Consider the following 25,396-nt stretch of genomic DNA (forward strand, 5'->3'; position numbering starts at 1 on the left):
CGAGGGGATGCCTGGCCGCCGACGCGAAAGGTCAGACGCGGAGCGTCTCGTGGCGCACGACCACCCAGCCCTTGGGAACCGAGAGCCGGTCGGTGTGGATCGCGCACAGGTCGTGGGCGTGCGGGTCGCCGCCGCCGCCGAGCGGGCCGAGCGCGGCCATCTGGTCGCCGTAGTCGAAGGTCAGCGTCGTCACGGCCTCGCGGGCGCATCCCACTTTGGAGCAGAGTCTCTCGCGCATCAGTAGGACCCTATCCGCGAGATGAGCCGGGGGCGGGATGCCGCGCCCACCGCCGCGGATCCACCGCGCCGCCTCGGACCGCCGCCGCGAACGCGAGGCGACGTGAGGCCCACCGGCGCCCGCCTTGGCGGACCTAGGATGGACGCATGGCGTGGCGGCGGACCCGGAGCACTGAACAGCCGACGCGGCGCCGGTCCCGGCACGGCCGCCACGGCCGCGAGGACCGCAGCCCGGTCGTGCGACCGCCGCTGCCGCCGCTCGACACGAGGATCGACCGCTTCGACCTCGCCGTCGGGACCGCCGCGGAGTTCCTGCGCTCGGCGTGGTCGGATCTCCGCGACGTGAGCTTCGAGATCGGCGACATGCCGCCGGCCACCGACGAGGACGGCATCCCGCGCTGGACGGTGCTGCGGGAGGCGAAGCGCATCATCCTCTACCGCGTGCCGATCGAGCGCCTCAGCCACCTCCACCGCAACGACGACCTGCACCGCCGGATGATGATCGAGAGCTGCGTGTTCCGCGCGGCTGCCGAGTACCTCGAGCGCGACCCGTGGGATCTCGGTCCGGAGCGCTTCCGCTTCTTCTGACCGCCGGGGCTACGGGTACACGACGATCGCGGGGGACGCGGCATCCGCCGGCCACACCGGAATGCCGGCGAGCGCACCGTCACCCGTCAGCGCCAGCCCCGCGCGGATCTGCCCCTCGCCCGGATCGAGGACATAGACGGTCCGAGGCGAGAGGCGCGCGGTCATGCTGCCGCCCGCGGGCACCGTGACGTCCAGGCGATACGACCCGTCGTCGGAGCTGACCGACACGTCCACGGGCTCGTCAGCCGGGTTGACCAGCGTGACCGCGGGGGGCGGGCCGCTCGGAGTGGCGAACAGGCTCGGCAGGGTGACCAGCGGCGACGGCGTGTACCAGGCGAAGTCGTCGCCCTCGTCGAAGCCCGTCGTCTGCCACACCGCCGCCACCACCGGCGTCTCGCCCTCGACCGTGACGGTGTAGGTGCCCACCCCGAGGCCGCCCAGCGCGATCTCGACGGGTTCACCGGCCACGAGCGGGACCGTCTCCGGGTCCCGGGCCGGCTCCTCGCGTCCGACCGGGGTGACCGTGACCGTCGCGTCGCCGTCTGCGGACGGTGACAGCAGCCGCAGCACGGTGGCAGCGTCCGACGCGCCCTCCTCCCCCGGGGCCCGCGTCACCGCGACGCCGGTGATCGTCAGGGCGGTCTCCGGCTCCGGGATCGCACCGACCTGCTCCACACCGCCCGGCGTGAGCACGCGCGTGATGCTCGCCTGCAGCGACGCGTGAACCGGCGCACCCACCGCCGAGACCCGCACGACGGGGCTCTGCTCTCCGAGGACGAGTCCGGCCAGCGGCACGACCCGCTGCGTCCCCGGGGGGACGACGAGGTCGGATCCGCCGGGCGGCGTCTGCTCGCCCGCGGCACCGTACACCGTCAGCTGAACCGTTGCCGGCACGGAACCGGGATTGGAGATCAGGATGAGATCGGACGCTCCTGTCTCGCCGGAGCCGCCGACGAGCCACGACTCCAGCAGCGGAGGCCGGCAGGCGGACGCGGCGAACCCCGCGAGGTCCGGGTCGCCGGCGATCGAGGATCCCGCAGCGGCGACATCGACCCGCTCCCGGCCCGCCGGAGGCGAGGTGAAGACGGCGGGCCCCTCGCCGGAGGTCAGGCCCGCCACCTCGAGGACCGCCTCCTGCGGCGGCTCGGCGCCGTCGGTCACGCCGGAGGTGAGGCGCTGGGGGGTCGCGACGGCGAACGACTCCGCGTTGGTCAGGTCCCGCCCGACGGACAGCAGTCCCCCGTCACACGCGACGACCGCCGGCGCGGGGGCGGGAACCGCCGAGATGCTCGCCGGCTCCCGCTCGATCGTCGGCCACGGCAGGGCGACGGCGGCGACCACGCCCACGACGGCGGCTGCCGACACCACCGATCCGACCAGAAGCCGCGTGCTGGTCGTCGCCCACCTGAAGACGCGCCGGTCGCTCATCGGCCCTCCTGCCAGTGCGGGCCGACGACGCGCGGCGTCCGCCGCGCCTCCCGCCGCGATGCCGCGGTCGGCAGGGCGAGGAGGAGCCCCGCGATGAGGACCGCGGTCTGGATCGCTCCGAGCGCGGCGGCGGTGGCGTGGACGGATGCCGCGACCGCCGGCCGCTCACCGAGTTCGGTGGTGACCCGCCACAGCGAGCCCTTGGTCGTCTCACCCACGGCGTCGAGGGAATCACGCTGATCGAGCGAGGTGGTCGCCGAGAGGCGCATGGTTCGCGCAGCATCGGACTCGGGCGCAAGCGCCGGGGCGAGCAGCACGAAGGCGACGCCGCGGTCGGCGAGATCAGCGACGACGTTCTCGGCGGAGGACGTCACGAGGTCGGCGGCCAGCTCGGCCATTCCCTGGTCCTCGGGTGCCGGCTCCGTCCTCGTCGACAGGAGGGTCGTCTGGCCGCCCAGCGTCTCGCTTCCGCCCCACACGACCTGCGCGGACACCCCGCCGTTGTTCTGGGGCGTGAGCACGATGGTGCCGACGTCGGGGTCATCCCGGCCCTCGGCGGCGACGTAGGCCGGGAGTGTGCTCTCGGGTCCGTTCGCCAACGGGGTCACGCCGCGAGCCATGGCCGTGAGGGACGGGTAGGCCAGCACGATCGCGGCGGCGATCATGACCGTGGCCAGCAGTCCCCGCAGGACCTGCACCCGTGGCGCGAGTCCCGCATCGAGGGTCACGACGGCGCCTCCGACGGCACCCAGCCACGCGAGGCTGAGACCGGTGCCGGGCCAGATCGAGACCGGCAGCGACTGATCGAACGACACCGCGATACCCACGGCCGCGAAGGCCGTCCCCATTCCGAGCGCGGTGATGCCGAGCAGCACCACCCCGGCGGCCCACCGCTGCGTGAGCGGGGCGGCCAGCGCCAGCACGGCGATCGGGGCCGCCAGCAACGGCACCCACCAGACCGGCCCTTCGGGAAGGATGCCGGTCCACCCGGCCAGGTCGGCGGTCGGGATGCCCGCGGCAAGGAGCGCGCGGCCCGCGGCATCCGCACCCACTTGCGGTCCCGCCCAGGGAACCCCGGGATCCGACAGCAGCCCCCACAGCTCGCCACGACGGATCGCGCTCCAGATCAGCGGCCCGAAGAGGGCCACGGTCGGAATGACCGTCCACACGATTCGGGCGACCCCGCGCCCGCCGCGCAGAACCACCGCCAGCACGATCGAGGCCGCCCACAGCACCACGAGCGCCGGCGCGAGCACCGGGGCTGCAGCGAGGACGGCGGCCAGGAGGAGCGAAGTGGTGCCGGCGCCCGCCCACGAGCGGTGCGCGACCGAGCCGGCCAGGAACAGCCACGGAAGGAGAAGGTGAGCGAGGACCGCCGCAGGGCGTCCGTGCGTCAGGGCGATGAGGAGCGCGGGCGATAGCGTCCACAGGGCGCCGACGGTCAGGCGGAGCACCGACCGCTCGGTCACCCTCGACGCGGCGAACCACCCGCCCAAGGCGGCGAGCGGAAGGGCGAGCACCCACAGCACGACGATCGCGCGCGACGGCTCCCACGGAGACAGCGACCCGAGCACCGCCATCACGGCCGCGAACGGGTCCGCCGGGCCGATCGTGTCCAGTCCGAGCGCGCGCTGTCCGAACACCGCGTCCGCCCACAGCAGCGCGACGGTCGAGCGCAGCGGCTGCAGCGCGCCGCCACCGAGAACCGGCCATGCGAGAAGGGCCGTGAACGCGGCGATCGACAGGAGGAGCGCGGCGAGAACGAGCCATGCTCCCCCACCGGCGAAGAAGCGCAGGTCACCCCGCCGGGACGCGCCGGCGATCGGCTCGACCGGATCCTCCCCGAAGCGTTCCCGGATCTCCGACGACGACACCCGCAGGGGGGCCAGTTGCGCCCAGCCCGTCCGCCTGGTCGCGGCAAGGCGACGGCGGCTGCGCGCGACGGCAGCCGGACGCACCATCGCGACCGCCGCGGCGCCCCACTCGGGAAGGATGCTCCCCGGCTCCTTGCGAACCAGGTCCACCACGGTGCGCCAGAGCGCGAGGGGAAGGATCGCAAGCCAATGCAGCGCCACGGCGATCGCGGGCGCATAGACGAGTCGCCGATGCAGCTGGGCGACCCGCTGCGCGTACGCGATCCGGCGGCGACGCTGCCCGGTGAGGGGGGTGGGGAGCCCGGCGACGCCGTCGCCGGCCGTCGCCACCAGTGCGGACGGCGCCAGTGCGACCCGAGCGCCGGCCAGATGTGCGCGAACGCCGAGATCCAGCCCCTCGTCCGCACCGTGGAGCGCTTCGTCGAGACCGCCGAGCTCGCGCCACGCGTCCGTGCGTACGAGCAGGCCCCTCACGTCCGCGCCGAGCACATCGTCCCGTCCGTCGTGCTGACCCTGATCCAGTTCCCCGTCCGCGAGTCCGACACTGCGACCCAGAGCGGTCATGGTCACGCCCAGCGACACGATCTCGGACCGGTCGTCCCACCGCACGAGCTTGGGGGCGGCCATGGCGGCAGACGGAGACAGTTCGAGCGCCCCCGCCAGGCGCGTCAGCGCCTCGCGCTCCGGCGCGGTGTCCTGGGCCAGCAGCCACACAGCGTCCCCGTCCACACGCGGCGTGACGAGCGACGCCGCGGTCGCGAACCCCGTGGAGGCCGGCGCGGTCACCACCGATTCCGCGGCGGACGATCGGGCCACCTCCGCGAGGGTGTCGTCGCCGCCGCACAGCACGATCGTGAGCACGTCGACCCTCCGGGTCTGCTCCGAAAGCGCCGCCAGGGTGCGCCGCAGGTGGTACGCGGCGGGCGTGCGCCCGTCTGGACGCACGACGAGGATGGCGTGAACTCGGGCGGGCATGACGTCCTCAGCCTAGGCACCGATGCGCGCCTGTCGCGGCGCACGCGCCGGGCGTGGCGGATCGAACGCCCTCAGCCCGTCGGCCCGTCCTCAGCCGGCGCGACGCTTGAGCTTGCGGCGCTCGCGCTCGCTGAGGCCGCCCCAGATGCCGAATCGCTCGTCGTTCTGCAGCGCGTACTCGAGGCACTCGGAACGCACGTCGCACGTGGTGCAGATGCGCTTGGCATCCCGCGTCGAACCGCCCTTCTCAGGGAAGAACGCCTCCGGATCGGTCTGCGAGCACAGGGCATCGGTCTGCCACGCCAGCGGGTTGTCGTCCTCGACATCCGCAGGGCGCCGGACACCCGGAACGCCGAGCTGGACTGGATCGACGAACCAGTTGTCGGGAACGCCAGAACGGTAGTGCGAAGCAGTCATCTCGTTCTCCCCCCGGGGATCCCCCTCCACGCGGTGATGCGTGTACGAGTAATTACACTCGTGTAGTTCCCTGAGGTCAAGTCGCAGATATTAAAGGCTCAAGTCCGTCTTGAACGTTCGCGACGCGCCGGGGCACCGGCGTCGTCCGATAACGGTCCGATGAGAGTTCCGTCAGCGCACAGGATCGGGCTCGGCGCTTTCCCCTCGGGCGGCGACGAAGACCTCCCCGGGCCCCGTCACGCGCACCGTCGTCTCGTCGGCAGCGAGAAGCGCAGCACCCGGTCGCAGGGTCTCCGGTTCGCCCTCGGTCGCGGAGACCGACGGCGAGCCGGAGGTCGCCAGCAGGATCGCCGGGCCGCCGCCGACCGCGATCTCGGCGACGTCGCCCTCCTCGAGAACCACGCGCCGGAGAGAGAAGTCCGGCACCGGGACGTCGTACTGCGCGACGTTCGCCGCCACCCGGCGCGGCTCGGCCGGGGACAGCGAACCGGTCGCGTCGACCAGCACGTCCACCAGCTCGCCGACATCGATGTGCTTGGGAGTCAGACCCCCACGGAGCACGTTGTCGCTGGCCGCCATGATCTCGACACCGAGTCCCTCGAGGTAGGCGTGCAGCACGCCGGCCGGGACGAACAGGCCCTGGCCGCGACGGAGCGTCACCAGGTTCATCAGCAGGGCGACGACGATCCCCGGGTCACCGGGGAAGCCCGCGTGGAGGGTGCGCGCCAGCTCCAGCTCCTGCGCGAACTCCTCCGACCTCGCGGTGAGAGCCGCGGCGATCACTGCGCCCACCTCGTCGCAGGCCTCGGCAGACAGAGCCCAGGCGACGAGAGCGCGAGGCGAGGCATCCGACGCCTCCAGCCGCTCGACGAGCGGGCGCCCACCCGGGCCGAGCGCCGCCGCGAGCCGGCGGCTGTCTGCGAGGTCGCGCATCCCGGCGAGGGCACGGAACTCGTCGCTCACCGCGACGATCAGCTCGGGCTTGTGGTTGGCGTCCCGGTACGTTCGGTCGGCGGCGTCGCGCGCGAGCCCGGATGCCTCCTCCCGGGCGAAGCCCGCCGCCGCCTGACTCTTGGACGGGTGCGCCTGAATCGACAGAGCGGATGCCGCAGCCAGCAGCTTCAGCAGATACGGCAGCGGCTCGTGCCCGGCCTCGGCGAGCCACTCATCGAGCCTCGCGCCCGCCGGGGTCCTCGCCGGCGCAGCGGGGTGGTCGCCGAACCACACCTCCGCCTCGGGGCGATCGGAAGGCACCCGCCCCTCGAGGGCCGGGATCAGGGTCGTCGACCCCCACGAATAGTCGCGTGGCTCATTGGTCAGAGGCACCAGCATGAGTTCAGCCTACGGTTCCCGCGACAGCGCTCCTGGCGCAGAGGACCCGCAGGATGCCGGGGGTAACCTGTGAGCGATGGCCCTCCACTCGAAGCACCCGGCGTCGGCACCGCCGACGCCCCCCGTCCGGGAGAAGACAGGGCACCTCATGCTGCGCGGGTGGTGCATCTTCGTCATGTTCATGGCGCTCTCGGGGACCGCGTGGGTGCACGCCTTCGGCGAGCTGCCCGCCGCCGTCATCACGATCGGCGGCGGCGTGCTGTCGGTCGTCCTGTGGTTCCTCATCCGTCCGCCGGTGCAGTGGCGGCGACTCCCCTGGTTCGTCGTGGCCTTCGTGGCGTGGGCGACCCTGTCGCTGCTGTGGTCGGCGTGGCCCCAGACGACGGCACTGACCCTCCTCCTGCTGTGGATCACCACGATCCAGGCGCTCTTCATCGGGAGCGTGCTCACGTGGCGGGAGCTCGTGCGCGCCGCCGCCTCCGCCCTCAAGTGGGTGCTGGCGCTCTCGATCCTGTTCGAGCTGTGGGTCGCCGTGTTCGTGCAGGCACCGATCCTGCCCGGCTTCATCGTCGGCGAGGCCGACGACCCGATCGAGTACTGGTCTCGAAACAACCTCTTCGACTGGGGCGGACGCCTGCAGGGCATCATGGGCAACGCCAACCTGCTCGCACCGGTCGCGCTGCTGGCCATCGTCGTCTTCGGCATCCGCATCGCCCTCGGCGCACCGCGGCGGGGGCTGCTGTGGGCGTGGATCGGACTCTCGGCCTTCCTCTTCGTGCGCGCGTCGTCGGCGACGGCCTACGTCGCCGCCGCCGGTGTCGGCATCGTCCTGGTGACCGTGCTGCTGATGCGCCGCGCCACGCGGCCCGGTGAGCGGACACGCTACTACCTCGCCTACGCCGTCGTGGGGATCGGCGGCCTCACCGCCCTCTCCCTGCTGCGCGACACCATCTTCACGGCGCTGGGTCGAAGCGCCGACCTCACCGGACGCGAGCGCATCTGGGAGGCAGTACTCGGACGATGGTCGGAACGACCCTGGCTGGGGTGGGGCTACGCGACACCGTGGGCGCCGTGGGACCCGGCTTTCGACGGCTGGATCATCGACCACGGCCAGACGGTCCTGCAGGCGCACAACATGTGGGTCGACATCCTCATGCAGCTGGGCATCGTGGGCGTCGTGCTGCTCGGGCTCCTCTACCTCGCCTTCGTGTGGCGATCGTGGTTCTTCGCGGTCGACCGCCCTCGATGGGACCTGCGCGACGATCGGCCGTACTCCGCGGTGACGCTGCTCCCGACGCTCGTGGGCGCGATCGTGCTCGTCCAGGGGCTCGCCGAGTCCAGCCCGCTCCTGCTGTGGGGCTGGCTGTTCGTCGTCATGCTCGGCGCCAAGATCAAGCAGTCGCCGCACGTCGGCGAGGGACCGGCGGAGCAGAGTGCCGCCATCGAGCGGGGCGAGCCCGCGAAGCAGGCGTCATGACATCGCACGCCTCGCACGCGGCGTCGGGGTGGTTGAAGACGCTGCTGGCCTCGGCAGGGTTCGCGCGCGCCTACACGGTCGCCGTGCTGGGCGCCGTGTTCGGCTCCTTCGCGATCGAGCGGATGAGCGGACGCGTGACCTACGTGACGGTCATCGCCGGCTTGTGCGTGATCGGCGTCGCCGTGCTCGTGGCGCGCCGGGACGAGATCTCGCTGGTCCGACTGGTGCCCACGACGCTCGTCCTGTTCCTCGGGTGGGCGCTGGCCAGCGTCTTCTGGAGCACCGATGCCGCCACATCGTTCTGGAGCTGGGTGACGACGCTCGCACTGGCGTTCCTCGCCGTCGTGATCGGGCACGTCCGCGACACCCTCCAGACCGCGAGGGCGCTGGGCGACGTGCTTCGCGTGCTGCTGGCGGCGTCGCTCGTCGTGGAAGTGCTGTCGGGTGTCCTCCTCGACACCCCCCTGCGCTTTCTGGGGGTTCAGGGGAACCTCGCCCTGCTCGGACCGGTGCAGGGGATCTTCGGCACGCGCAACATGCTCGGGTTCGTCGCGGTCCTCGCGCTGATCACGTTCCTGATCGAGTACCGGACCCAGTCCGTGCGCCCCGGCGTCTCGTTCGCGTCGGTGGTCCTGGCCGGCGGGCTCGCAGCGCTGAGCGACTCCCCCACCGTTCTCGTCCTGGCGGTCGGCGTCGGATTGTCCGTCGCCGTCCTGGCCCTCGTGCGGCACACGAAGCCTCAGCATCGCGGCGCGCTGCAGCTGGGGCTGGGAGCCCTCGTCGTCGTCGGGCTGGTCGTCGGCTATTTCGCCCGCCACCCGATCATCGCGTGGCTCGGCGCGGGCACCGACTTCTCCATGAGGGTCAACCTCTGGAACATGATGGTCGACTTCGTGCGTTTCGAGCCGGTGCAGGGCTGGGGATGGTACGGGGCGTGGAGTCCTCGCGAGCAGCCCTTCAACATCATCAACTACCTGCTCGACTCGACCCATGCCACGGGGCTCAACGCCTACTTCGACGTTCTCCTCCAGCTCGGATGGATCGGGCTGCTCCTGTTCGCAGCGATGGCCGCCATCGCTCTCGTGCGCGCGTGGCTCGCAGCGAGTGAGCGTCGCTCCGTGATCTACGCCTGGACGCCGCTCATCCTGATCGCCCTCCTCATCGACTCGATGTTCGAGAGCTTCACGCTGGTCGGCATCGGCTGGATGATGCTCGTCCTGTGCGCCGTCCGCGCCGGGTTGTCGCGGTCCTGGCGCGAGCGCATCGACGCCCCGGGAACCGACGGCGGCTTGCCGCACGACTTCGAAGACGCCGCACCCCGCGGCTGAGCGCGGTCAGAGCGACGCGACAGTGCGGGCGATGACATCGTCCACGGGCGTCGGCCTGAACCCCGTCGCCTCGATCTTCGCGAGGTCGAGCACGCTGCGAGCCGGCCGGGGCGCCGACGGATGCGACGCTCGCGCCGAGTACTCAGCCGTCGACGTCGCCTCCACACGCCCGGGATCGAATCCTGCGGCCGCGAAGACGGACCGCGCGATCGCGGCCCATGACATCGGCTCGCCCTCGCCCGTGAGGTTGTAGGTACCGAAGGGCGCCTGCACGTCGATCAGGTGGCGGATGCCTCTCGCGATGTCCTCGGCGGAGGTGAGCCGACCGACCTGGTCGTCGACGACGGCCGGATCGACTCCTCGCGCGGCGAGCGATGCCATGGTGCGCACGAAGTTCTTCCCGTCGCCGATGACCCAGGACGTGCGGAGGATGTAATGGCGGGGAACCGCGGCCACCACGGCGTCGCCCGCGGCCTTCGTCTGCCCATAGACGCCGAGGGGCGCGACGGGATCGTCCTCGGTGTACGCCCGCCCGAGCGTGCCGTCGAAGACATAGTCGCTCGACACGTGGATGAGGGTGATGCCGTTCTCGGCGGCGATGCGCGCCACGGCGGCGACGCCGGAGACGTTCGTCCTCCACGCGTCGGCGCGGCCCGCCGGCGTCTCGGCGGCATCCACTGCCGTGAATGCTGCGGCGTTCACGATGACGCCGTAGTCGCGCCAGCGGCGGCGCGTGCCGAGCTGCGGGTCGCTCAGATCGAGATCCTCGCGGGTCGTGTGCTCGATGTGATCCCCCTCCCCCCAGACTCCACGCAGCGCGCGGCCGAGCTGCCCACCGGCCCCGAGCACGAGGATCTTGCGCGGTGGCATCGGGGCGACTTCCTGAAGGCGAGGGTGCGCCCTGTCCTTGGCGGAGATCTCCGCGCGGTCCAGAGGGACGGGCCACGGGATGCGGGCGCTCTCGTCTGCGAGGTTGAGGAAGGTGTACGTCGCCTGCGGCGACCAGTGATCGTTGACCAGGTAGGTGTAGGCGGTTCCGGGCTCGAGCGTCTGGTACGCGTTGCCGACTCCGCGGGGGACGAACACCGCGCGCGACGGATCGAGCTCCGCTGTGTGCACGGCGCCGAAGGTCGGCCCCCGACGCAGATCCACCCAGGCGCCGAAGATGCGTCCGGTGGCCACCGAGACCCACTTGTCCCACGGCTCGGCATGAATGCCCCGCGTCGTTCCCACCGCGCCGTTGAAGGACACGTTGTTCTGCACCGGTCCGAAGTCGGGCAAGCCCGCGGCGGTCATCTTCTCGCGTTGCCAGTTCTCCTTGAACCAGCCCCGGCTGTCGCCGTGGACGGGCAGTTCCCACACCGTCAGGCCCGGGATCTCCGTAGCGGCTGCTTTCAGAGCCTTCTCGAAGACGGGCGAGGCGCTCGCCGCGTCGCCGGCCATCATTGCCCCCGCAGTGCGTACGACGCCTCCGTGGCGTCCTTCGCGGGAGCCCACCACTGCTCGTTCGCGCGGTACCACTCGATGGTCGCCGCCAGCCCGGCTTCGAAGTCCGAGAACTGCGGCTTCCATCCGAGCTCGGCACGCAATCGGGTGGAATCGATCGCGTATCGCAGGTCGTGTCCTGCGCGATCGGTGACGTGATCGTAGGCGTCGGTCGGCCGCCCCATGAGGCGGAGGATCAGCTCCACGACGTCCTTGTTGCTCCGCTCCCCGTCGGCTCCGATGAGATACGTCTCCCCGAGGGCCCCGTCCTCCAGGATGGCGAGCACCGCAGAGGAGTGGTCGTCCGTGTGGATCCAGTCGCGCACATTCGCTCCCGCTCCGTACAGCTTGGGACGGATGCCCCGCAGGATGTTCGTGATCTGACGGGGGATGAACTTCTCCACGTGCTGGCGGGGGCCGTAGTTGTTGGAGCAGTTCGAGATGGTCGCGCGCACTCCGAAGGAGCGCACCCACGCACGCACGAGAAGGTCCGACCCCGCTTTGGTCGCCGAGTACGGCGACGAGGGGTTGTAGGGGGTCGTCTCGGTGAATCGCTGAGGGTCGTCGAGCTCGAGGTCGCCGTACACTTCGTCGGTGGAGATGTGATGGAACCGGAGGTCATGCCGGCGAGCCGCCTCGAGCAGGGTGTACGTGCCGACGATGTTCGTGTCGAGGAAGGGCCGTGGATCGGCCAGCGAGTTGTCGTTGTGGGACTCCGCCGCGAAATGCACGACGGCGTCCGAACCCGCGAACAGCTCATCGACGAGCGCGGCATCGGCGATGTCCCCGCGCACGAATCTCACCCGGCGATCGGGGAGCCCCTCCAGTGACGTCAGATGGCCGGCGTAGGTCAGCTTGTCGAGAACGGTGACGCGGTGGTCGGTGTGCTCGATCACATGATGGACGAAGTTCGACCCGATGAACCCGGCACCGCCGGTCACGAGCAGATGCGCCATCAGCGCCCCCTCTCCAGGGTCTCCAGCAGGTACCGGCCGTACCCGGATTTCACGAGCGTCTCCGCGCAGGAGCGGAGCTGGTCGTCGGTGATGAGGCCCTCGCGCCAGGCGACCTCCTCCGGGACGCCGATCGACAGGCCGGTCCTTCGCTGGATCGTGCGCACGTAATCAGCGGCATCCGTCATCTGATCGAATGTTCCGGTGTCCAGCCACGCGGTTCCGCGCGCGAGGATCTCCACGTGCAGGCTGCCGCGCTCGAGATACGCCCGGTTGATGTCGGTGATCTCGTATTCTCCCCGAGCACTCGGCGCCAGACCCCGGGCGATCTCGACGACGTCGTTGTCGTAGAAGTAGAGACCCGGCACCGCATAGTTGCTGGTCGGATGGGCGGGCTTCTCTTCGAGCGCGACGACGCGACCTTCCGCATCGAACTCGACCACGCCGTAGGCGCTGGGTTCCGCGACCCAGTAGGCGAAGATGGCGCCGCCGATGACATCCCGGAATCGCTTGAGCTTGGTCCCGAGGCCGGGCCCGTAGAGCAGGTTGTCGCCCAGGATCAGGGCGACCTTGTCATCACCGATGAAGTCGGCGCCGATGGTGAATGCCTGCGCGAGTCCGTCTGGGGTCGGCTGCTGCGCGAAGGAGAGGGCCACGCCGAACTGCGAGCCGTCGCCGAGAAGCCGCTCGAAGAACGGCGCGTCATGTGGGGTCGTGATCACGAGGATGTCGCGGATCCCCGCCAGCATCAGCGTCGTGAGCGGGTAGTAGATCATCGGCTTGTCGTAGACCGGGATGAGCTGCTTGGAGACGCCGCGCGTGATCGGATGAAGGCGCGTTCCGGCACCACCGGCGAGAATGATTCCCTTCACGGGTTCAGCGTCCCACACCGCTCGTGCGCCCGCACCAGCCGGGGTCTTCACAGTCAGACCCTGAGCAGGGACGGTAGGCTTCTCTCTCGGCCCGACGCCCCGCGCCCTGCCCGCTCATGGAAGCCCCCACGTGACACACATTCTTCAGAACGTCGTCTTCCCGACCGACCGCGATCCCGATCTTCTTCCCCTCTATGTGGACCCCGAGACGTGGTCGGTCATCGACGAGGAGCCGGTGCGCGTCTCCAGCCGCGCCCAGCTCGGGAACATCCTCGGGCGCACGTCGGCGCGGATCGTCGCCGGGCGGCGCGTGTCCTTCGGCACCTACTTCAACGCCTTCCCCGCCGCCTACTGGCAGCATTGGACGACCGCGCGCGAGGTCCGCCTCACCGTCCGGACCGTGGGCCCTGCGACCATCCTCGTCTACCGTTCGAACGGCTCCGGTGTGCGCCAGCGCATCGAGACTCGCGAGGTCGAGGGTGCGGCGGCGACGACCTTCGATCTCGTCCTCGACCAGTACAGCGACGGCGGCTTCATCTGGTTCGACATCGTCGCGGACGAGAAGAACGCCTTGTTCGAGGGTGCCGAGTGGACGACGGAACAAGACCCGGCCCGCGAGGGCAAGGCGTCGATCGGCATCACGACCTACAACAAGCCGGACTACTGCATCTGGACGCTGATGAATCTCGCCGAGTCCGAGGATGTCCTCGAACTCGTCGACCGGATCTTCCTCATCGATCAGGGCGACCGGCGAGTCGACGCGCAGGCTGAGTTCGCCGAGGTGTCCGCTTCGCTCGGGGACACCCTGCAGATCGTCACTCAGCCGAATCTCGGCGGCTCGGGAGGCTTCGCACGTGTCATGGCCGAAAGTCTCGCGCGACCGGAGACGGAGTTCGTCCAGCTCATGGACGACGATGTGCGACTCGAGCCGGAGTCGGTGCGTCGATCCATCGTGTTCGCGCGCTACGCGAGCGTACCGACGATCGTCGGTGCGCATATGTTCGACCTCCTCGATCGCCCCAAGCTGCACGCCTGGGCCGAGGTCGTGGACGAGGTGCCCTTCATGTGGCGCGCGCTCTACCAGGAGAAGCTCCCCCACGACTTCAGCGTGGCGAACCTCCGCCAGACGCCGATGCTGCACATGCGCCTGGACGCCGATTACAACGGCTGGTGGATGTGCCTCATCCCCATCGCGGCGATCCGCGAGGTCGGATTGCCCCTTCCCGCCTTCATCAAGTGGGATGACGCCGAGTACTGTCTCCGCGCCCGGGAAGCGGGTTATCCCACGGTGTCCCTTCCGGGGGTCGCGCTATGGCACGTGTCGTGGGTCGGCAAGGACGACAGCATCGACTGGCAGGCCTATTTCCATGCCCGCAACCGCATCGTCGCAGGACTCCTTCACTCGCCCATCTCCGGCGGCGGCACACTTCTCCGCCACAGCCGCCGTATGGACCTGAAGCATCTGATGATGATGCAGTACTACCCCGTCGCGCTCCGCCACCGTGCCCTTCGCGACGTCCTGTCCGGCCCCGAGCACATGCGCCGGAACCTGGCGACCGCCATGCCCGAGGCGCGCGCGCTCGCTGCAGACTTCCCCGAAACGGTCATTCACAAGGACTCCGGCGTCCCGCTGCGTTCTCGCCGCGGCCGCGTGGTGTTCAAGCGCCTTTCCGTGCATAAGCTCGACAACCCGACCGGTCTCCGCCTTCGGTGGTTCACACTGAGCACGCTCGTCTCGCATTGGTTCCACGCACCGAGACCGGAGAACATCGCCCAGCCCGAGGTCGAGTTCGGCAAGGGTGACGCCCACTGGTGGCGGCTTCCGATGTACGACAGCGCCCTGGTCAGCGCGGCCGACGGTTCCGGCAAGAACATCTACACACGCGACCGGCGCCAGTTCCGCCGCATGCTTCTCGAAAGCGTCCGGCTTCACCGACGGCTGCGGCAGGAGTGGCCGAAACTCGCCGCGCGCTACCGCGAATCGGCGCCAGAGCTGACCTCGCTCGAAGCGTGGCGGAGTACCTTCGGGAGCGACCGGTGACCGCCGCATCCGGATCCCCCGGGTTCGACCCCGCGACGGCGACCATCGCGATCGTCACCTACAACCGCTCCGGCCTGCTGACGCGGCTGCTGGAGAGCATCGCCGTGATGGACCCGAAGCCCGGGCACGTCGTCGTGATCGACAACGCGTCGTCCGATGACACCGCTGACGTCGTCGAAGGATTCCGAGCTCGGCTGGGTTCCGAGCTCGTGTACCGCCGGATGGAGACCAACACCGGCGGATCCGGCGGCTTCAGCGAAGGCATGCGCGTCGCGCACGAACTCGGTTCCGAGTGGATCTGGCTCATGGACGACGACGTCGAGGTTCTCCCCGACGGCCTCGCGAAGATGGGCGCCTGGGCGCCCCGGTTCAAGAGCATCCAGGGCCGTCGCTACGACTACGACGGCAGCGAGTTCTACTGGCAGTACCGACTGTCGATCCCCTTCGGAATCCCGATCCCCTTCGCCCCCGCCGGTTTCGACGCATCCGGCTATCGCGACATGAATTCCGGATGCTTCGAGGGCATGTTCATCCACCGCGACATCGTCTCCGAGATCGGCCTGCCCGACCCGCGCTTCTTCATCTACTGGGATGACTCGATCTACGGCTGGCTCGCCTCCCGCAAGACGGCCGCGGTGATCGTGGACGAGTTCGTGCTGCGCCGGACACGCGAGATCAGGCAGTGGGACATGGGGATCCGTCACCTCAACGCGTCGAGCGACGCGTACCGCTACTACATCATGCGCAATCGCGGGTACATGAAGCACTACTTCAAGGCTCACGGCGCGTACCGGCCCGTCCGATTCTGGCTCGGGTCCGGATTGACGTTCCTCAAAGAGCTCATCCGGCTGGTTTTCGTCGAGCGCAAGATCCGCGGGACGAGCAACCTCTTCCGAGGCATCCGTGACGGTCGCAAGATCGCGAAGGACAAGACGTGGTCGCCGATGCCGCCGCTGAAGGCGGCCTCGGAGGGTCAGCCCGCCGTGTAGTCGGCGTTGTAGCGATCGAGAACGTCGCCGATCGGTGCGTCCAGCTGCAACCTGCCCTTGTCGAGATACAGACCGCGGGTGCAGAACCGGCGCAGATCGCGCTCGTTGTGACTGACGAAGAACAGCGTGCGTCCGTCGGCGAGAAGCTCGTCGATACGGCGGTAGCACTTCTCACGGAAGGCCTTGTCGCCGACTGCAAGCACTTCGTCGACGAGCAGGATGGGCTCTTCCAACTGGGACACGACAGAGAACGCCAGGCGCACCTTCATTCCGTTGGAGAGGTGTTTGTACGGCGTGTCGATGAACTCCTCGAGCTCGGCGAAATCGATGATCCCGTCGAAGCGTCGTGACACCTCGGCTCGCGGCATCCCGTGCAGACCCGCCGTCAGGCGCACGTTCTCGCGGACCGTGAGATCCCCGACGAACCCGCCCGTGATCTCGATCAGCGGCGCGACCCCGCCGTGGACGGCGACGTCGCCCTCGTCGGGCAGGAGCACCCCGGCCACCAGCTTGAGCAGTGTGCTCTTGCCTTGACCGTTGCGCCCGACCACGCCGATCGACTCTCCGGGCCGGACGGTGAAGGAGACGTCGCGCAGCGCCCAGAACTCCCCCGGCTTGGAGCGGCGGCTGGAGTCTGCGAAGAGATCCTTGATGCTGCGACGGCCGCGGCGATTGCGGCGGAACCGCACCCCCAGGCCGCGCACGTCGATGGCGTGATCGGATGCCGGCATCACAGCTCCTTCAGCAGCGGGCGCTCGAGACGGCGGAACACGTACAGGCCGAGGGCGAGGAAGCCGAAGCTCATGACCGCGCCGATGCCGACGACCCACGGATCCCACTCCTCGGCGAAGAAGCCGACGCGATAGAGCGCGAAGATGCCGGACAGAGGGTTGAACGCGGCGAGGGTCTCGAAGATGCCGGGAAGGTCGGACACGCCGTAGATGATGGGCGAGGCATAGAACAACGCCCGCAGGATCAGCTTGGTCGTCCGCTCGAGGTCCGTCCAGATCACGCAGAGCGGCGCGACGAGGAGACCCAGTCCGACCAGGAGAACGGTCTGCAGCAGCACGGCGACCGGGAACAGCAACAGACCCCAGTTGAGCTGCACGGGGGTGTCTCCGAACGCCGCGATCACGACGAACAGAGCCAGCACCGGGAGCGAGCAGAGGAACTCGATGCCCTTCGAGAGAACGATGCGATTCACCCAGATCGAGCGGGGGATCGCCGTGGAGCGCACCAGGCGCGCGTCCTTGTTGAACGCGCGGGTGAAGTCCGAGACGGACGCGTTGAACCACACCCAGGGCAGCAGCGCCGTGATGAGGAAGACGATGTACGGGTCGTGACCCACAGACCTCTGGAACACCTGGGTGAAGACGAACCAGTAGATCGCGCTCATCACGAGCGGATCGAGGATCGACCACAGGTACCCCAGCGCGCTCGTCGAGTAGCGCACCTTGAGATCGCGGGCCGAGAGCAGCCACAGCGAGTGCGCGTACCGCCTCGGCGATCCGGGCGCGCCGACAGCTGCGGTGGTCACGATGCGAGTCTAGATGCCCGCGCTCAGGCGAGCTGGTTGTTCCACATCGACAGCGCCGAGCCGATGGCCATGTGCATGTCGAGGTACTGGTAGGTGCCCAGTCGGCCCCCGAACAGCACCTCGGGCTCGCCCTTCGCGAGCTCGCGGTATGCCACGAGACCCGTGCGATCCTCGGGGGTGTTGACCGGGTAGTACGGCTCATCCTCGCGCGACGCGAACCGCGAGTACTCGCGCATGATGACGGTCTTGTCACTCGGATAGCGGTCGGCACGCTCCGGGTGGAAGTGCTTGAATTCGTGGATGCGCGTGTACGGCACCTCCGCGTCCGCGTAGTTCATCACCGAGGTGCCCTGGAAGTCGCCGACCTCGAGCACCTCCTCCTCGAAGTCGAGGGTGCGCCACGACAGCGCACCCTCGGCGTAGTCGAAGTAGCGATCCACCGGGCCGGTGTAGACGATCGGAAGCTGACCGACGGTGGCTCTCTTGTTGAGCGGCTGCGCCTCGTCGAAGAAGTCCGTGTCGAGCTTCACCTCGATGTTGGGGTGATCAGCCATCCGCTCCAGCCATGCGGTGTAGCCGTCGGTGGGCAGCCCCTCCCACGTGTCGTTGAAGTACCGGTTGTCGTAGGTGTAGCGCACCGGGAGGCGGCTGATGACCTCAGCCGGGAGGTCCTTGGGGTCGGTCTGCCACTGCTTGGCGGTGTAGTCGCGGATGAACGCCTCGTAGAGCGGGCGGCCGATCAGCGCGATGCCCTTCTCCTCGAGGTTCGCGGCATCCTTCGCATCGAACTCGCCCGCGAGCTCGTGAACGAGCGCCTTCGCCTCATCCGGGCTGTAGGCGGCCTGGAAGAACTGATTGATCGTGCCGAGGTTGATCGGCAGGGGGAAGACGACCCCCTTGTGGTTGGTGTAGACCCGGTGGACGTAGTTCGTGAACGTCGTGAACCGGTTGACGTACTCCCAGACCCCCGGGTTCGACGTGTGGAAGAGGTGGGCCCCATACCGGTGCACCTCGATCCCGGTCGTCGGCTCATTCTCGCTGAACGCATTGCCGCCGATGTGGCGGCGGCGGTCGATGACGGTGACCTTGCGACCGGATGCCGCGGCGCGTTCCGCGATCGTGAGGCCGAAGAAGCCGGAGCCGACGACGAGCAAGTCCATGCGGTGCTGTTCCTTTGCCGAACGGAACGCCGTCGGAAACGGCGATGCGGCGGGCAGAAGGCACCGCCGCACCCACAAGCTTACCGGCCGCACGTGAGCAGATCCTGAGGGAAAGCTCGGGTCGCAGGGCGGTTAACGTAGCTCCTTCATCTGCTAGTCGCATCGCGACACGCCCAAAAAAGTCGAATTCGTCCCCCAAAAAGGGGACACGGGTGGACTTCTTTCACACTAGTCACTCGGCTACCGTGATCCACAAGTGCTTTCCCGAGCGCCCGGGCGTCCCCAAGCCCTTGTCCGTTGTACGAACCCAGCGTGCAAAGGAGGGCCGCCATGCGCGCCCGCATCCTCTCCATCGTCCTGCCCGTCATCCTGATCGTCGGCGCGAGCATCGTCTCCGCCGCACCCGCGCAAGCCGCCACCGGCGACGCTGCCTCCGTGTTCACACAGACGAATGCACAACGAACGAAGGCCGGCCTGCGGCCGCTCATCTCCGATCCGGCTCTCGACAGAGCCGCCCAGGCATGGGCTCAGCAGCTCGCGAGCACCTGCACTTTCGCGCACAGCACGTCGGCGTGGCGGACGGGGCGGGTAGCCAGCTCTGGCTGGTCGGCCACGGGCGAGAACATCGCCGCCGGTTACGCGGCGAACGCTGTGGTGTCGGCGTGGATGGCATCATCCGGGCACCGCGCCAACATCCTGAACTCGCGATACACCGGCGTAGGCATCGGCTTCGCGAAGGGAACGTGCTACTCGTCGTACTGGGTGCAGATCTTCGGGCTCAGCAAGACGGCGACGACTGCCGGGGCGGGTGACCTGAACGGTGATCTCGCCGGTGATGTCGTAGCCACCGACTCGGACGGCCAGCTCGTCGTGTACCGGGGCAGCGGCTCTGCAGGGTGGAAGGGCACGGCGGTCGCCGGCACAGGATGGCAACCGGATGACAAGCTCGTCACGCTCGGTGACTTCAGCGGGGACGGGATCGCCGACGTCGGCCGGATTCGAGCGGACGGGACGCTGGAGCTCCTGCGTGGAACCGGCGGTGGCGGCTTCGCCACTCCGACCGCTATCGGGAGCGGGTGGTCAGCCTTCAGCAAGGTCATCGGCGGAATGGACTTCAATGGTGACCGTCGGACCGATGTGCTGGCCGTGAAGCCATCGGGTGCGCTGATGCTCTATCGGGGATCCGGTTCGGGCTGGTGGTCGGGCGGTCCGACGCAGATCGGAAACGGCTGGCACGTCATGACGTCGATCATGTACGGCGGCGACTTCGACGGCGACACCCACGGGGACCTCATCGCGAGGCGCAGCGACGGCACGCTCTGGCTCTACCGCACGACCGGGGGCGGGGCGTGGAATGGGACGAAGCAAATCGGCAATGGCTGGAACGTCATGACGTCGGTCTTCTCGCCGGGAGACTTCGACGGAAACGGCAAGCCGGACGTCCTCGCGCGCAAGAGCGACGGCTCCCTCCTCCTCTACCGCGGGAACGGCAAGGGCGGATGGGGCACCATCTCAGTGGTAGGCAATGGCTGGAACGTCATGACCCAGATCGGCTGAGTAGCGCGCCTCTGTCAAGATGGACGTGATGTCCATCAGCCCGCGTTCGTCGCGACCACCTCTCGTTCGACGACTTTGGTCGCGCAGCGCCGTCCGATACCTCGTGATGGGTGGCGTCGCGTTCGCGGCCGACTTCGCGCTCCTCTGGCTGCTCCACGAGGTGCTTGGCCTGAATGTGGCGATCGCGGCTCCCATCGGCTTCGTCGCGTCCTTCGCCGTGACCTACACATTGCAGCGCACTGTGGCGTTCGCTTCGGACGCGCGCGTAGTTCCCAGCGTCGCGCGCTACACCGCGCTGGTGGTCGCCAACACGGTGGCGACGGGGGTCATCGTGTGGGGGATCGATACGGCCGGTGGCGGGTGGGTGCTGGGAAAGATCGTCGCGGTCGCCGCCACGACGGTATGGAACTACTTCGCATATCGTTACTGGGTGTTCGCCCGCTCGCCGAAGGATGGTCCCGTCGATGTATAAGGACGCGATCATCGCCGCCGTCGTGCCGGCGTACAAAGAGGAGAAGATGATCGCGCGGGTCATCGAAACCATGCCCGCCTTCGTGGACCACGTGGTGATCGTGGACGACTGCAGTCCCGACGGCACCAGTGACGTGGTCACGTCCCTCGCCGACCCGCGCGTGACGCTGATCCGGCACGAGGTCAATCAGGGTGTCGGCGGTGCGATCATCACCGCGCACCGGGCCGCCATGGCGCTGGGCGCGGACGTCAACGTGGTCATGGCGGGCGACGCGCAGATGGACCCCGCGTATCTCCCCGATCTGCTCGACCGCGTCACCGATGACGGATACGGCTTCGCCAAGGCGAACCGCTTCTATGCCCCGGAGTCGTTCCACGGTATGCCGGGATACCGGGTCTTCGGCAACATCGCGCTGTCATTCCTGACCAAGCTGGCGTCGGGGTACTGGAACCTCTTCGACCCGCAGAACGGCTACACGGCAGTCCGCACCGAGGTCCTGCGCCGAGTGCCGCTGGACCGCGTCGCCAAACGGTACAGCTTCGAGAACGACCTGCTCATCCACCTCAACATCCTGCAAGTGCCCGCCGTCGACGTCCCGATCCCCGCGGTCTACGGCGACGAGGTGTCGAGCATCCGGTTGAGCAGGGTGGTCCCCGAACTGATCGGGCGCCTCACCCGCGGGTTCTGGACCCGCGTGTGGTACCGCTACGTCCTGTGGTCGTTCTCGCCCATCGCGCTCTTGGGCTTCCTCGGACTCGGGCTGTTCGTCTTCGGACTGGCGGTCAGCATCTGGATGGTCTTCCAGATCGCCGCCTCGGTCGTGGCGACCGCCGCCACCGTGATGCTCGCCGCTCTTCCGCTGATGATCGGGACGCAGCTCCTCATCAGCGCGCTCCAACTGGACATTCAGGCGACGCCGTCGACTCCCACGTACCCCGCGTTCCGCGAGCGCGATGCCGCGTCGTGACAACCATCGCGCGTGGCCGAACGGCGACGCCGGGTCGTAACGACCCCTCCGGATTGGGCGCGGTCGCTCGTCAGCCCGCGCCGACGACGATCCGAGGGGTGCCCGCCCAGGCTGCCGCATCCGTCGCGTTTCGGCCGTCGACCATGAGCCGGATGCCGGGAAGCTCCGATGGGGTCAGCGAGCGGTAGTCGGCGTGATCGGTCTGCAGGATCGCCAGGTCGACGTCATCGCCCAGCGCGAACGGCTCGAATCCGAGCGCGCGGAGCTCGTCGTCGGAATACAGCGGATCGTGCACCCGAACCTCGGCGCCACGCGCCTTGAGCGCCGCGACTGTGGGGAAGACCCCCGAGAAGGCGGTCTCCTTGACGCTCCCGCGGTAAGCGGCCCCCAGAACCACGGCACGCGTGCCCTCCAGCGAGCCGAGAATGCCCGCCGCCTGCGCGACCATCCGCTCCGGCATCGAGGCGTTCAGGACGCGCGCGGTGCGGACGATGTCGGCGTCGGGGTCGGTCGAGAGGTAGAGGCGGGGATAGACGGGGATGCAGTGACCGCCGACGGCGATGCCGGGGCGGTGGATGTGGCTGTAGGGCTGCGAGTTGCAGGCCTCGATGACCTGATAGACGTCGATGCCGTGGTCGGCGGCGAACAGCGCGAACTGGTTGGCCAAGCCGATGTTCACGTCGCGGTAGGTGGTCTCGGCGAGCTTCGCCATCTCAGCGGCCTCGGCCGACCCGAGGTCCCAGACACCGTTCTCGCGCGGCAGATCGTCACGCGCGTCGAACTGGAGCACGGCCTCGTAGAACTCCCGAGCGCGCTCGGCGCCGGCGGTGGAGAGTCCGCCGACGAGCTTGGGATACTTGCGCAGGTCCGCGAACACGCGACCGGTCAGAACCCGCTCGGGCGAGAAGACGAGGTGGAAGTCTGTGCCTTCGGTGAGACCCGAGCCCGCCTCGAGCATCGGCTTCCAGCGACCGCGGGTGGTACCGACCGGCAGGGTCGTCTCGTACGAGACCAGGGTGCCGGGGGTCAGGTGCTCGGCGAGCGACCGGGTCGCGGCATCCATCCAGGCGAAGTCGGGCTCCCACGTGGTGTCGTTCACGAACAGCGGCACCACGAGCACCACGGCGTCGGCGCCGGGAATCGCCTCGGCGTAGTCGGTCGTCGCGCGCAGTCGCCCCGTCGGGACCAGGCTGGAGAGCTTCTCCTGAAGGTGCGCCTCGCCGGGGAACGGCTCCACGCCGGAGTTCACGGCGTCGACCGTCCTCTGACTGACGTCGACACCGATCACGTCGTGACCGGAGTCGGCGAACTGGACGGCGAGAGGAAGGCCGATCTTTCCGAGGGCCACGACGGCGATACGCATGACCTCCAGTCTATGGGGCCTCGCGCGCGGTCAGTTCAGGCCGGGCGCGCGAGCGTGACGTGTTAGCGTGAGTCGCCATGCCTGACTCGCGCATCTCCTCCTGGGTCCGCCGACGCTCGGGCGACCTGCTCATGTGGTCCATCGTGGCCGTGACCTTCGCGGTGACGTGCGTCACCTTCGTCCGCGGATACCGACTGTTCTTCCCCGACTCGCGCTACTACCTCGCGATGGCGTACCTCTTCGGCGGCCACGACCCCGAAACCGCGCGCGAACTCACCGTGGCGTTCGCACGGCCATTCGACATCGACATCCCGCCTACCGACGAGCTCTTCGGGTGGGGCCTCGTACAGCCGCGTGTGGTCTACCCGCTCCTCAGCGTCCCGTTCGTGTGGATGTTCGGCCCGTACGGAATGGTTGTGGTCCCGCTGCTCGCGACGATCGCAGTGACCATCCTCCTCACGATCATCGTCGCCCGTCGTTATGGGAACGTCGCCGCGACCGGAACGATGCTGCTCGTGAACGCGAGCATCTTCCTCATGTCCTTCCACGCAGGCATGCTCACGGAGTCGCTGTCTTCGCTGTTCACGATCATCGCCCTGCTGGCGGCTTGGCGCTGGCTCGATCGACCGCAGCCGTGGCTCCTGGTGACGATGGCCGCCGTCACGGCTCTTTCTGCCTTCACGCGGCAGGCGACCCTCATCATGGCAGGCGCGTTCGTGATGGCCTGGGCGCTGGGCTCACTCATCGAACGACGCAACAGTCGCTGGATGCTGCCCGCGATCGCCGTCGCGGCCACGAGTATCGGCTGCCAGGTGCTGCAGAGCCTGGTGTTCCCGTCCTTCTCGCAGCTCGATCAGTTTCTGAAGCAGGCGGGGGTCGACTCGCTCGGGGAGGCGATTCTCCGCATCCCCGCCATGGTCGCGCACATCCTCATCAGCGACGCCGCAGCCATGGCGCGGGCGGACCGCACGCTGCTGTTCGTCATCCTCCTCGCCGTCGCGGGCGCGGTGATCTTCTGGCGTCGCGTCGAAGCGCACCTGCTCGTCGGCGCGATCCTCGCCACCGCGCTCTACAACGTCACCAACGGAACGCCGACACAGTTCCGCTACGCGACTCCCGGCTTGGTGTTCTTCGTCCTCGTCGCCGCTCTGGTCATCCGTTGGACGGCCGTCGCGGGTCGTGCCCGCCTCTCCCGGAGCGCACCCGACGGAGTCCGTCCGCAAGCGCCCGCGACCGCGATCAGAGCAGGCGACGCAGGTACGGCACCCGGCGTGCTCCCAGACTGATCGCGAACGACAGCACCACCACGACGACCCAGATCGCCGTCGTGACGGCCAGCGAGCCCGTCACGGGTGCATCCGCTTGCGCGAACGCCGCGCGCACGACCAGCATGATCACGAAGTGCACCAGGAAGACGCCGAATGCGGCATCCGACAGCATCGCGAGGACGCGCTGCGCGCGCGGACGCAGCACTCGACGGGCGAAGAGCCCGTGGAACGTCGCGAAGACCCCGAGCGCCGCCAGTGCAGGGGCGAGCCCGAGATAGCCCAGCGGCATCACCGTGTTCAGCACGGGGTGATCGGCGCGGGTGCCCGACTGCCACACGATCTCGGCGATCACGGCCGCAGTGACGGCGATCGTTCCGACGAGCCAGATCGCGCGAGGGGCGAAGTCGCGGAGGGCCCAGCCTGCGAGGAAGTAGCCGACGTACGGGATCCACTGAGTGAGCGCGCTCAGGACGATCGAATGCTCCTGGCCTACCGCCGACAGCAGCGAGGCGATCGTGTACGTGAGGACGGTACCGCCGAGCACGCAGGCGGCGAAGATCACGGCGCGGCGCTGGCCGCCTCTGCGGAGGAACGCCTCGAGCACAGGAGCGACGGCGTAGAGACCGACGATGAGGTACAGGAAGTAGAGGTGCGTGTACGGAGTACCCGCAGCGATCGACGCGAGGATCTGTCCCGGGGCGAGGTCGTCACGGCTGATGACGAGACGCACCACGAGGATGTAGAAAAGCTGCCAGAAGACGAACGCCGGCCCGAGTCGGAGCAGCCGCTTCCGGTAGAACGCGCCGGGGCCGTCGCGGTGCGGTCCCGGCGCGAGCAGCAGGGCGCCGCTCACCATGACGAAGACGGGCACGACCCAGATGCTGCCGGCGTTCACGGCGACGGCGACCCACCACGACGCAGTCCCCTGGATGCCGGGATCGACGACCATGGCCGCGTACACGTGGATGGCGACCACCCCCAGGACGGCGACAACCCGCAGCGCGTCCAGGGCGATGACGCGCGTGGGACGCGCGGGCGCCGTGCCGTCGGGCGCGGAGGGGAAGGCGGCGACCACC

At 68.9% G+C, this 25,396-nt stretch carries 22 protein-coding genes; 9 read left to right on the top strand and 13 right to left on the bottom strand.

Going from position 1 to position 25,396, the window contains the following annotated elements:
• Positions 1-31: 31 nt before the first annotated feature.
• Positions 32-238: a DUF3499 family protein gene (locus HF323_RS05895; protein ID WP_169581656.1), complete on the bottom strand. Its 207-nt coding sequence runs from the start codon at positions 236-238 to the stop codon at positions 32-34.
• Positions 239-384: 146 nt separating this feature from the next.
• Between HF323_RS05895 and HF323_RS05900 the strand changes: the two genes are divergently transcribed.
• A complete protein-coding gene (locus HF323_RS05900; RefSeq protein WP_188241651.1) occupies positions 385-825 on the top strand; it encodes a metallopeptidase family protein in 441 nt (146 codons plus the stop codon).
• A 9-nt stretch (positions 826-834) separates the two neighbouring features.
• Here HF323_RS05900 and HF323_RS05905 read toward each other — a convergent pair whose 3' ends face one another.
• The 4 genes from HF323_RS05905 to manA form a co-directional block, all read right to left on the bottom strand.
• A complete protein-coding gene (locus tag HF323_RS05905) occupies positions 835-2,253 on the bottom strand; it encodes a DUF5719 family protein (protein ID WP_169581657.1) in 1,419 nt (472 codons plus the stop codon).
• Entirely contained in the window at positions 2,250-5,102 is a 2,853-nt protein-coding gene (locus tag HF323_RS05910) for a glycosyltransferase (protein ID WP_169581658.1), read from the bottom strand. The genes HF323_RS05905 and HF323_RS05910 overlap by 4 nt, the downstream gene beginning before the upstream one ends.
• 90 nt (positions 5,103-5,192) lie before the next feature.
• Entirely contained in the window at positions 5,193-5,519 is a 327-nt protein-coding gene (locus HF323_RS05915; RefSeq protein WP_169581659.1) for a WhiB family transcriptional regulator, read from the bottom strand.
• Between the two features lie 171 nt (positions 5,520-5,690).
• Positions 5,691-6,851 carry a mannose-6-phosphate isomerase, class I gene (gene manA / locus HF323_RS05920; protein ID WP_169581660.1) on the bottom strand — a complete coding sequence of 387 codons (1,161 nt, stop codon included), beginning with the start codon at positions 6,849-6,851 and terminating at the stop codon, positions 5,691-5,693.
• A gap of 76 nt (positions 6,852-6,927) precedes the next feature.
• On the opposite strand from manA, the gene HF323_RS05925 reads away from it, so the two are divergent.
• A complete protein-coding gene (locus tag HF323_RS05925) occupies positions 6,928-8,328 on the top strand; it encodes an O-antigen ligase family protein (protein WP_169581661.1) in 1,401 nt (466 codons plus the stop codon).
• Positions 8,325-9,656, top strand: coding sequence for an O-antigen ligase family protein (locus HF323_RS05930; protein WP_169581662.1), 1,332 nt, complete (start codon positions 8,325-8,327; stop codon positions 9,654-9,656). Before HF323_RS05925 ends, HF323_RS05930 begins: the two co-directional genes overlap by 4 nt.
• 6 nt (positions 9,657-9,662) lie before the next feature.
• On the opposite strand, the gene HF323_RS05935 is transcribed toward HF323_RS05930, so the two are convergent.
• From HF323_RS05935 to rfbA, 3 genes are read right to left on the bottom strand one after another with little or no spacing between them, the layout of a single operon-like run.
• Positions 9,663-11,099: a bifunctional dTDP-4-dehydrorhamnose 3,5-epimerase family protein/NAD(P)-dependent oxidoreductase gene (locus HF323_RS05935; protein ID WP_169581663.1), complete on the bottom strand. Its 1,437-nt coding sequence runs from the start codon at positions 11,097-11,099 to the stop codon at positions 9,663-9,665.
• Entirely contained in the window at positions 11,099-12,097 is a 999-nt protein-coding gene (gene rfbB, locus HF323_RS05940) for a dTDP-glucose 4,6-dehydratase (RefSeq protein WP_169581664.1), read from the bottom strand. The genes HF323_RS05935 and rfbB overlap by 1 nt, the downstream gene beginning before the upstream one ends.
• Positions 12,097-12,966 (bottom strand): glucose-1-phosphate thymidylyltransferase RfbA, encoded by an 870-nt coding sequence (gene rfbA / locus HF323_RS05945; protein ID WP_169581665.1) that lies wholly within the window; start codon positions 12,964-12,966, stop codon positions 12,097-12,099. Before rfbA ends, rfbB begins: the two co-directional genes overlap by 1 nt.
• A gap of 130 nt (positions 12,967-13,096) precedes the next feature.
• On the opposite strand from rfbA, the gene HF323_RS05950 reads away from it, so the two are divergent.
• Both HF323_RS05950 and HF323_RS05955 read left to right on the top strand, forming a co-directional pair.
• Complete coding sequence (locus tag HF323_RS05950) at positions 13,097-15,007, top strand: glycosyltransferase (protein ID WP_169581666.1); 1,911 nt, start codon at positions 13,097-13,099, stop codon at positions 15,005-15,007.
• Positions 15,004-15,996, top strand: coding sequence for a glycosyltransferase family 2 protein (locus HF323_RS05955; RefSeq protein WP_169581667.1), 993 nt, complete (start codon positions 15,004-15,006; stop codon positions 15,994-15,996). Before HF323_RS05950 ends, HF323_RS05955 begins: the two co-directional genes overlap by 4 nt.
• Here the strand turns inward: HF323_RS05955 and HF323_RS05960 are convergent.
• Genes HF323_RS05960 through glf form a run of 3 tightly spaced genes read right to left on the bottom strand, consistent with a single transcriptional unit; the run spans position 15,981 to position 18,693 of the window.
• Positions 15,981-16,727 carry an ABC transporter ATP-binding protein gene (locus tag HF323_RS05960; RefSeq protein WP_169581668.1) on the bottom strand — a complete coding sequence of 249 codons (747 nt, stop codon included), beginning with the start codon at positions 16,725-16,727 and terminating at the stop codon, positions 15,981-15,983. The genes HF323_RS05955 and HF323_RS05960 overlap by 16 nt on opposite strands.
• A complete protein-coding gene (locus HF323_RS05965; RefSeq protein WP_169581669.1) occupies positions 16,727-17,533 on the bottom strand; it encodes an ABC transporter permease in 807 nt (268 codons plus the stop codon). Before HF323_RS05965 ends, HF323_RS05960 begins: the two co-directional genes overlap by 1 nt.
• Positions 17,534-17,556: 23 nt before the next feature.
• The gene (gene glf / locus HF323_RS05970; RefSeq protein WP_169581670.1) at positions 17,557-18,693 is read right to left on the bottom strand and encodes a UDP-galactopyranose mutase; all 1,137 of its coding nucleotides are present in this window, start codon (positions 18,691-18,693) and stop codon (positions 17,557-17,559) included.
• A gap of 330 nt (positions 18,694-19,023) precedes the next feature.
• Here glf and HF323_RS05975 point away from each other — a divergent pair, with 330 nt between their 5' ends.
• The 3 genes from HF323_RS05975 to HF323_RS05985 are packed head-to-tail and all read left to right on the top strand — an operon-like array spanning position 19,024 to position 21,689.
• Positions 19,024-20,250 carry an FG-GAP-like repeat-containing protein gene (locus HF323_RS05975; RefSeq protein ID WP_169581671.1) on the top strand — a complete coding sequence of 409 codons (1,227 nt, stop codon included), beginning with the start codon at positions 19,024-19,026 and terminating at the stop codon, positions 20,248-20,250.
• Between the two features lie 28 nt (positions 20,251-20,278).
• Positions 20,279-20,722 (top strand): GtrA family protein, encoded by a 444-nt coding sequence (locus HF323_RS05980; protein WP_169581672.1) that lies wholly within the window; start codon positions 20,279-20,281, stop codon positions 20,720-20,722.
• On the top strand, positions 20,715-21,689 hold the full coding sequence (locus HF323_RS05985) for a glycosyltransferase family 2 protein (RefSeq protein ID WP_169581673.1): 975 nt from the start codon (positions 20,715-20,717) through the stop codon (positions 21,687-21,689). Before HF323_RS05980 ends, HF323_RS05985 begins: the two co-directional genes overlap by 8 nt.
• Positions 21,690-21,759: 70 nt before the next feature.
• On the opposite strand, the gene HF323_RS05990 is transcribed toward HF323_RS05985, so the two are convergent.
• Positions 21,760-23,052, bottom strand: coding sequence for a nucleotide sugar dehydrogenase (locus HF323_RS05990; RefSeq protein ID WP_169581674.1), 1,293 nt, complete (start codon positions 23,050-23,052; stop codon positions 21,760-21,762).
• A 77-nt stretch (positions 23,053-23,129) separates the two neighbouring features.
• On the opposite strand from HF323_RS05990, the gene HF323_RS05995 reads away from it, so the two are divergent.
• Positions 23,130-24,338, top strand: coding sequence for a hypothetical protein (locus HF323_RS05995; RefSeq protein ID WP_169581675.1), 1,209 nt, complete (start codon positions 23,130-23,132; stop codon positions 24,336-24,338).
• Here HF323_RS05995 and HF323_RS06000 read toward each other — a convergent pair.
• Positions 24,292-25,395 (bottom strand): acyltransferase family protein, encoded by a 1,104-nt coding sequence (locus HF323_RS06000; RefSeq protein ID WP_169581676.1) that lies wholly within the window; start codon positions 25,393-25,395, stop codon positions 24,292-24,294. The genes HF323_RS05995 and HF323_RS06000 overlap by 47 nt on opposite strands.
• Position 25,396 lies beyond the last annotated feature (1 nt).

The sequence above is a fragment of the Microbacterium sp. MF43 genome, from assembly GCF_012847295.1.
Lineage (GTDB): Bacteria > Actinomycetota > Actinomycetes > Actinomycetales > Microbacteriaceae > Microbacterium.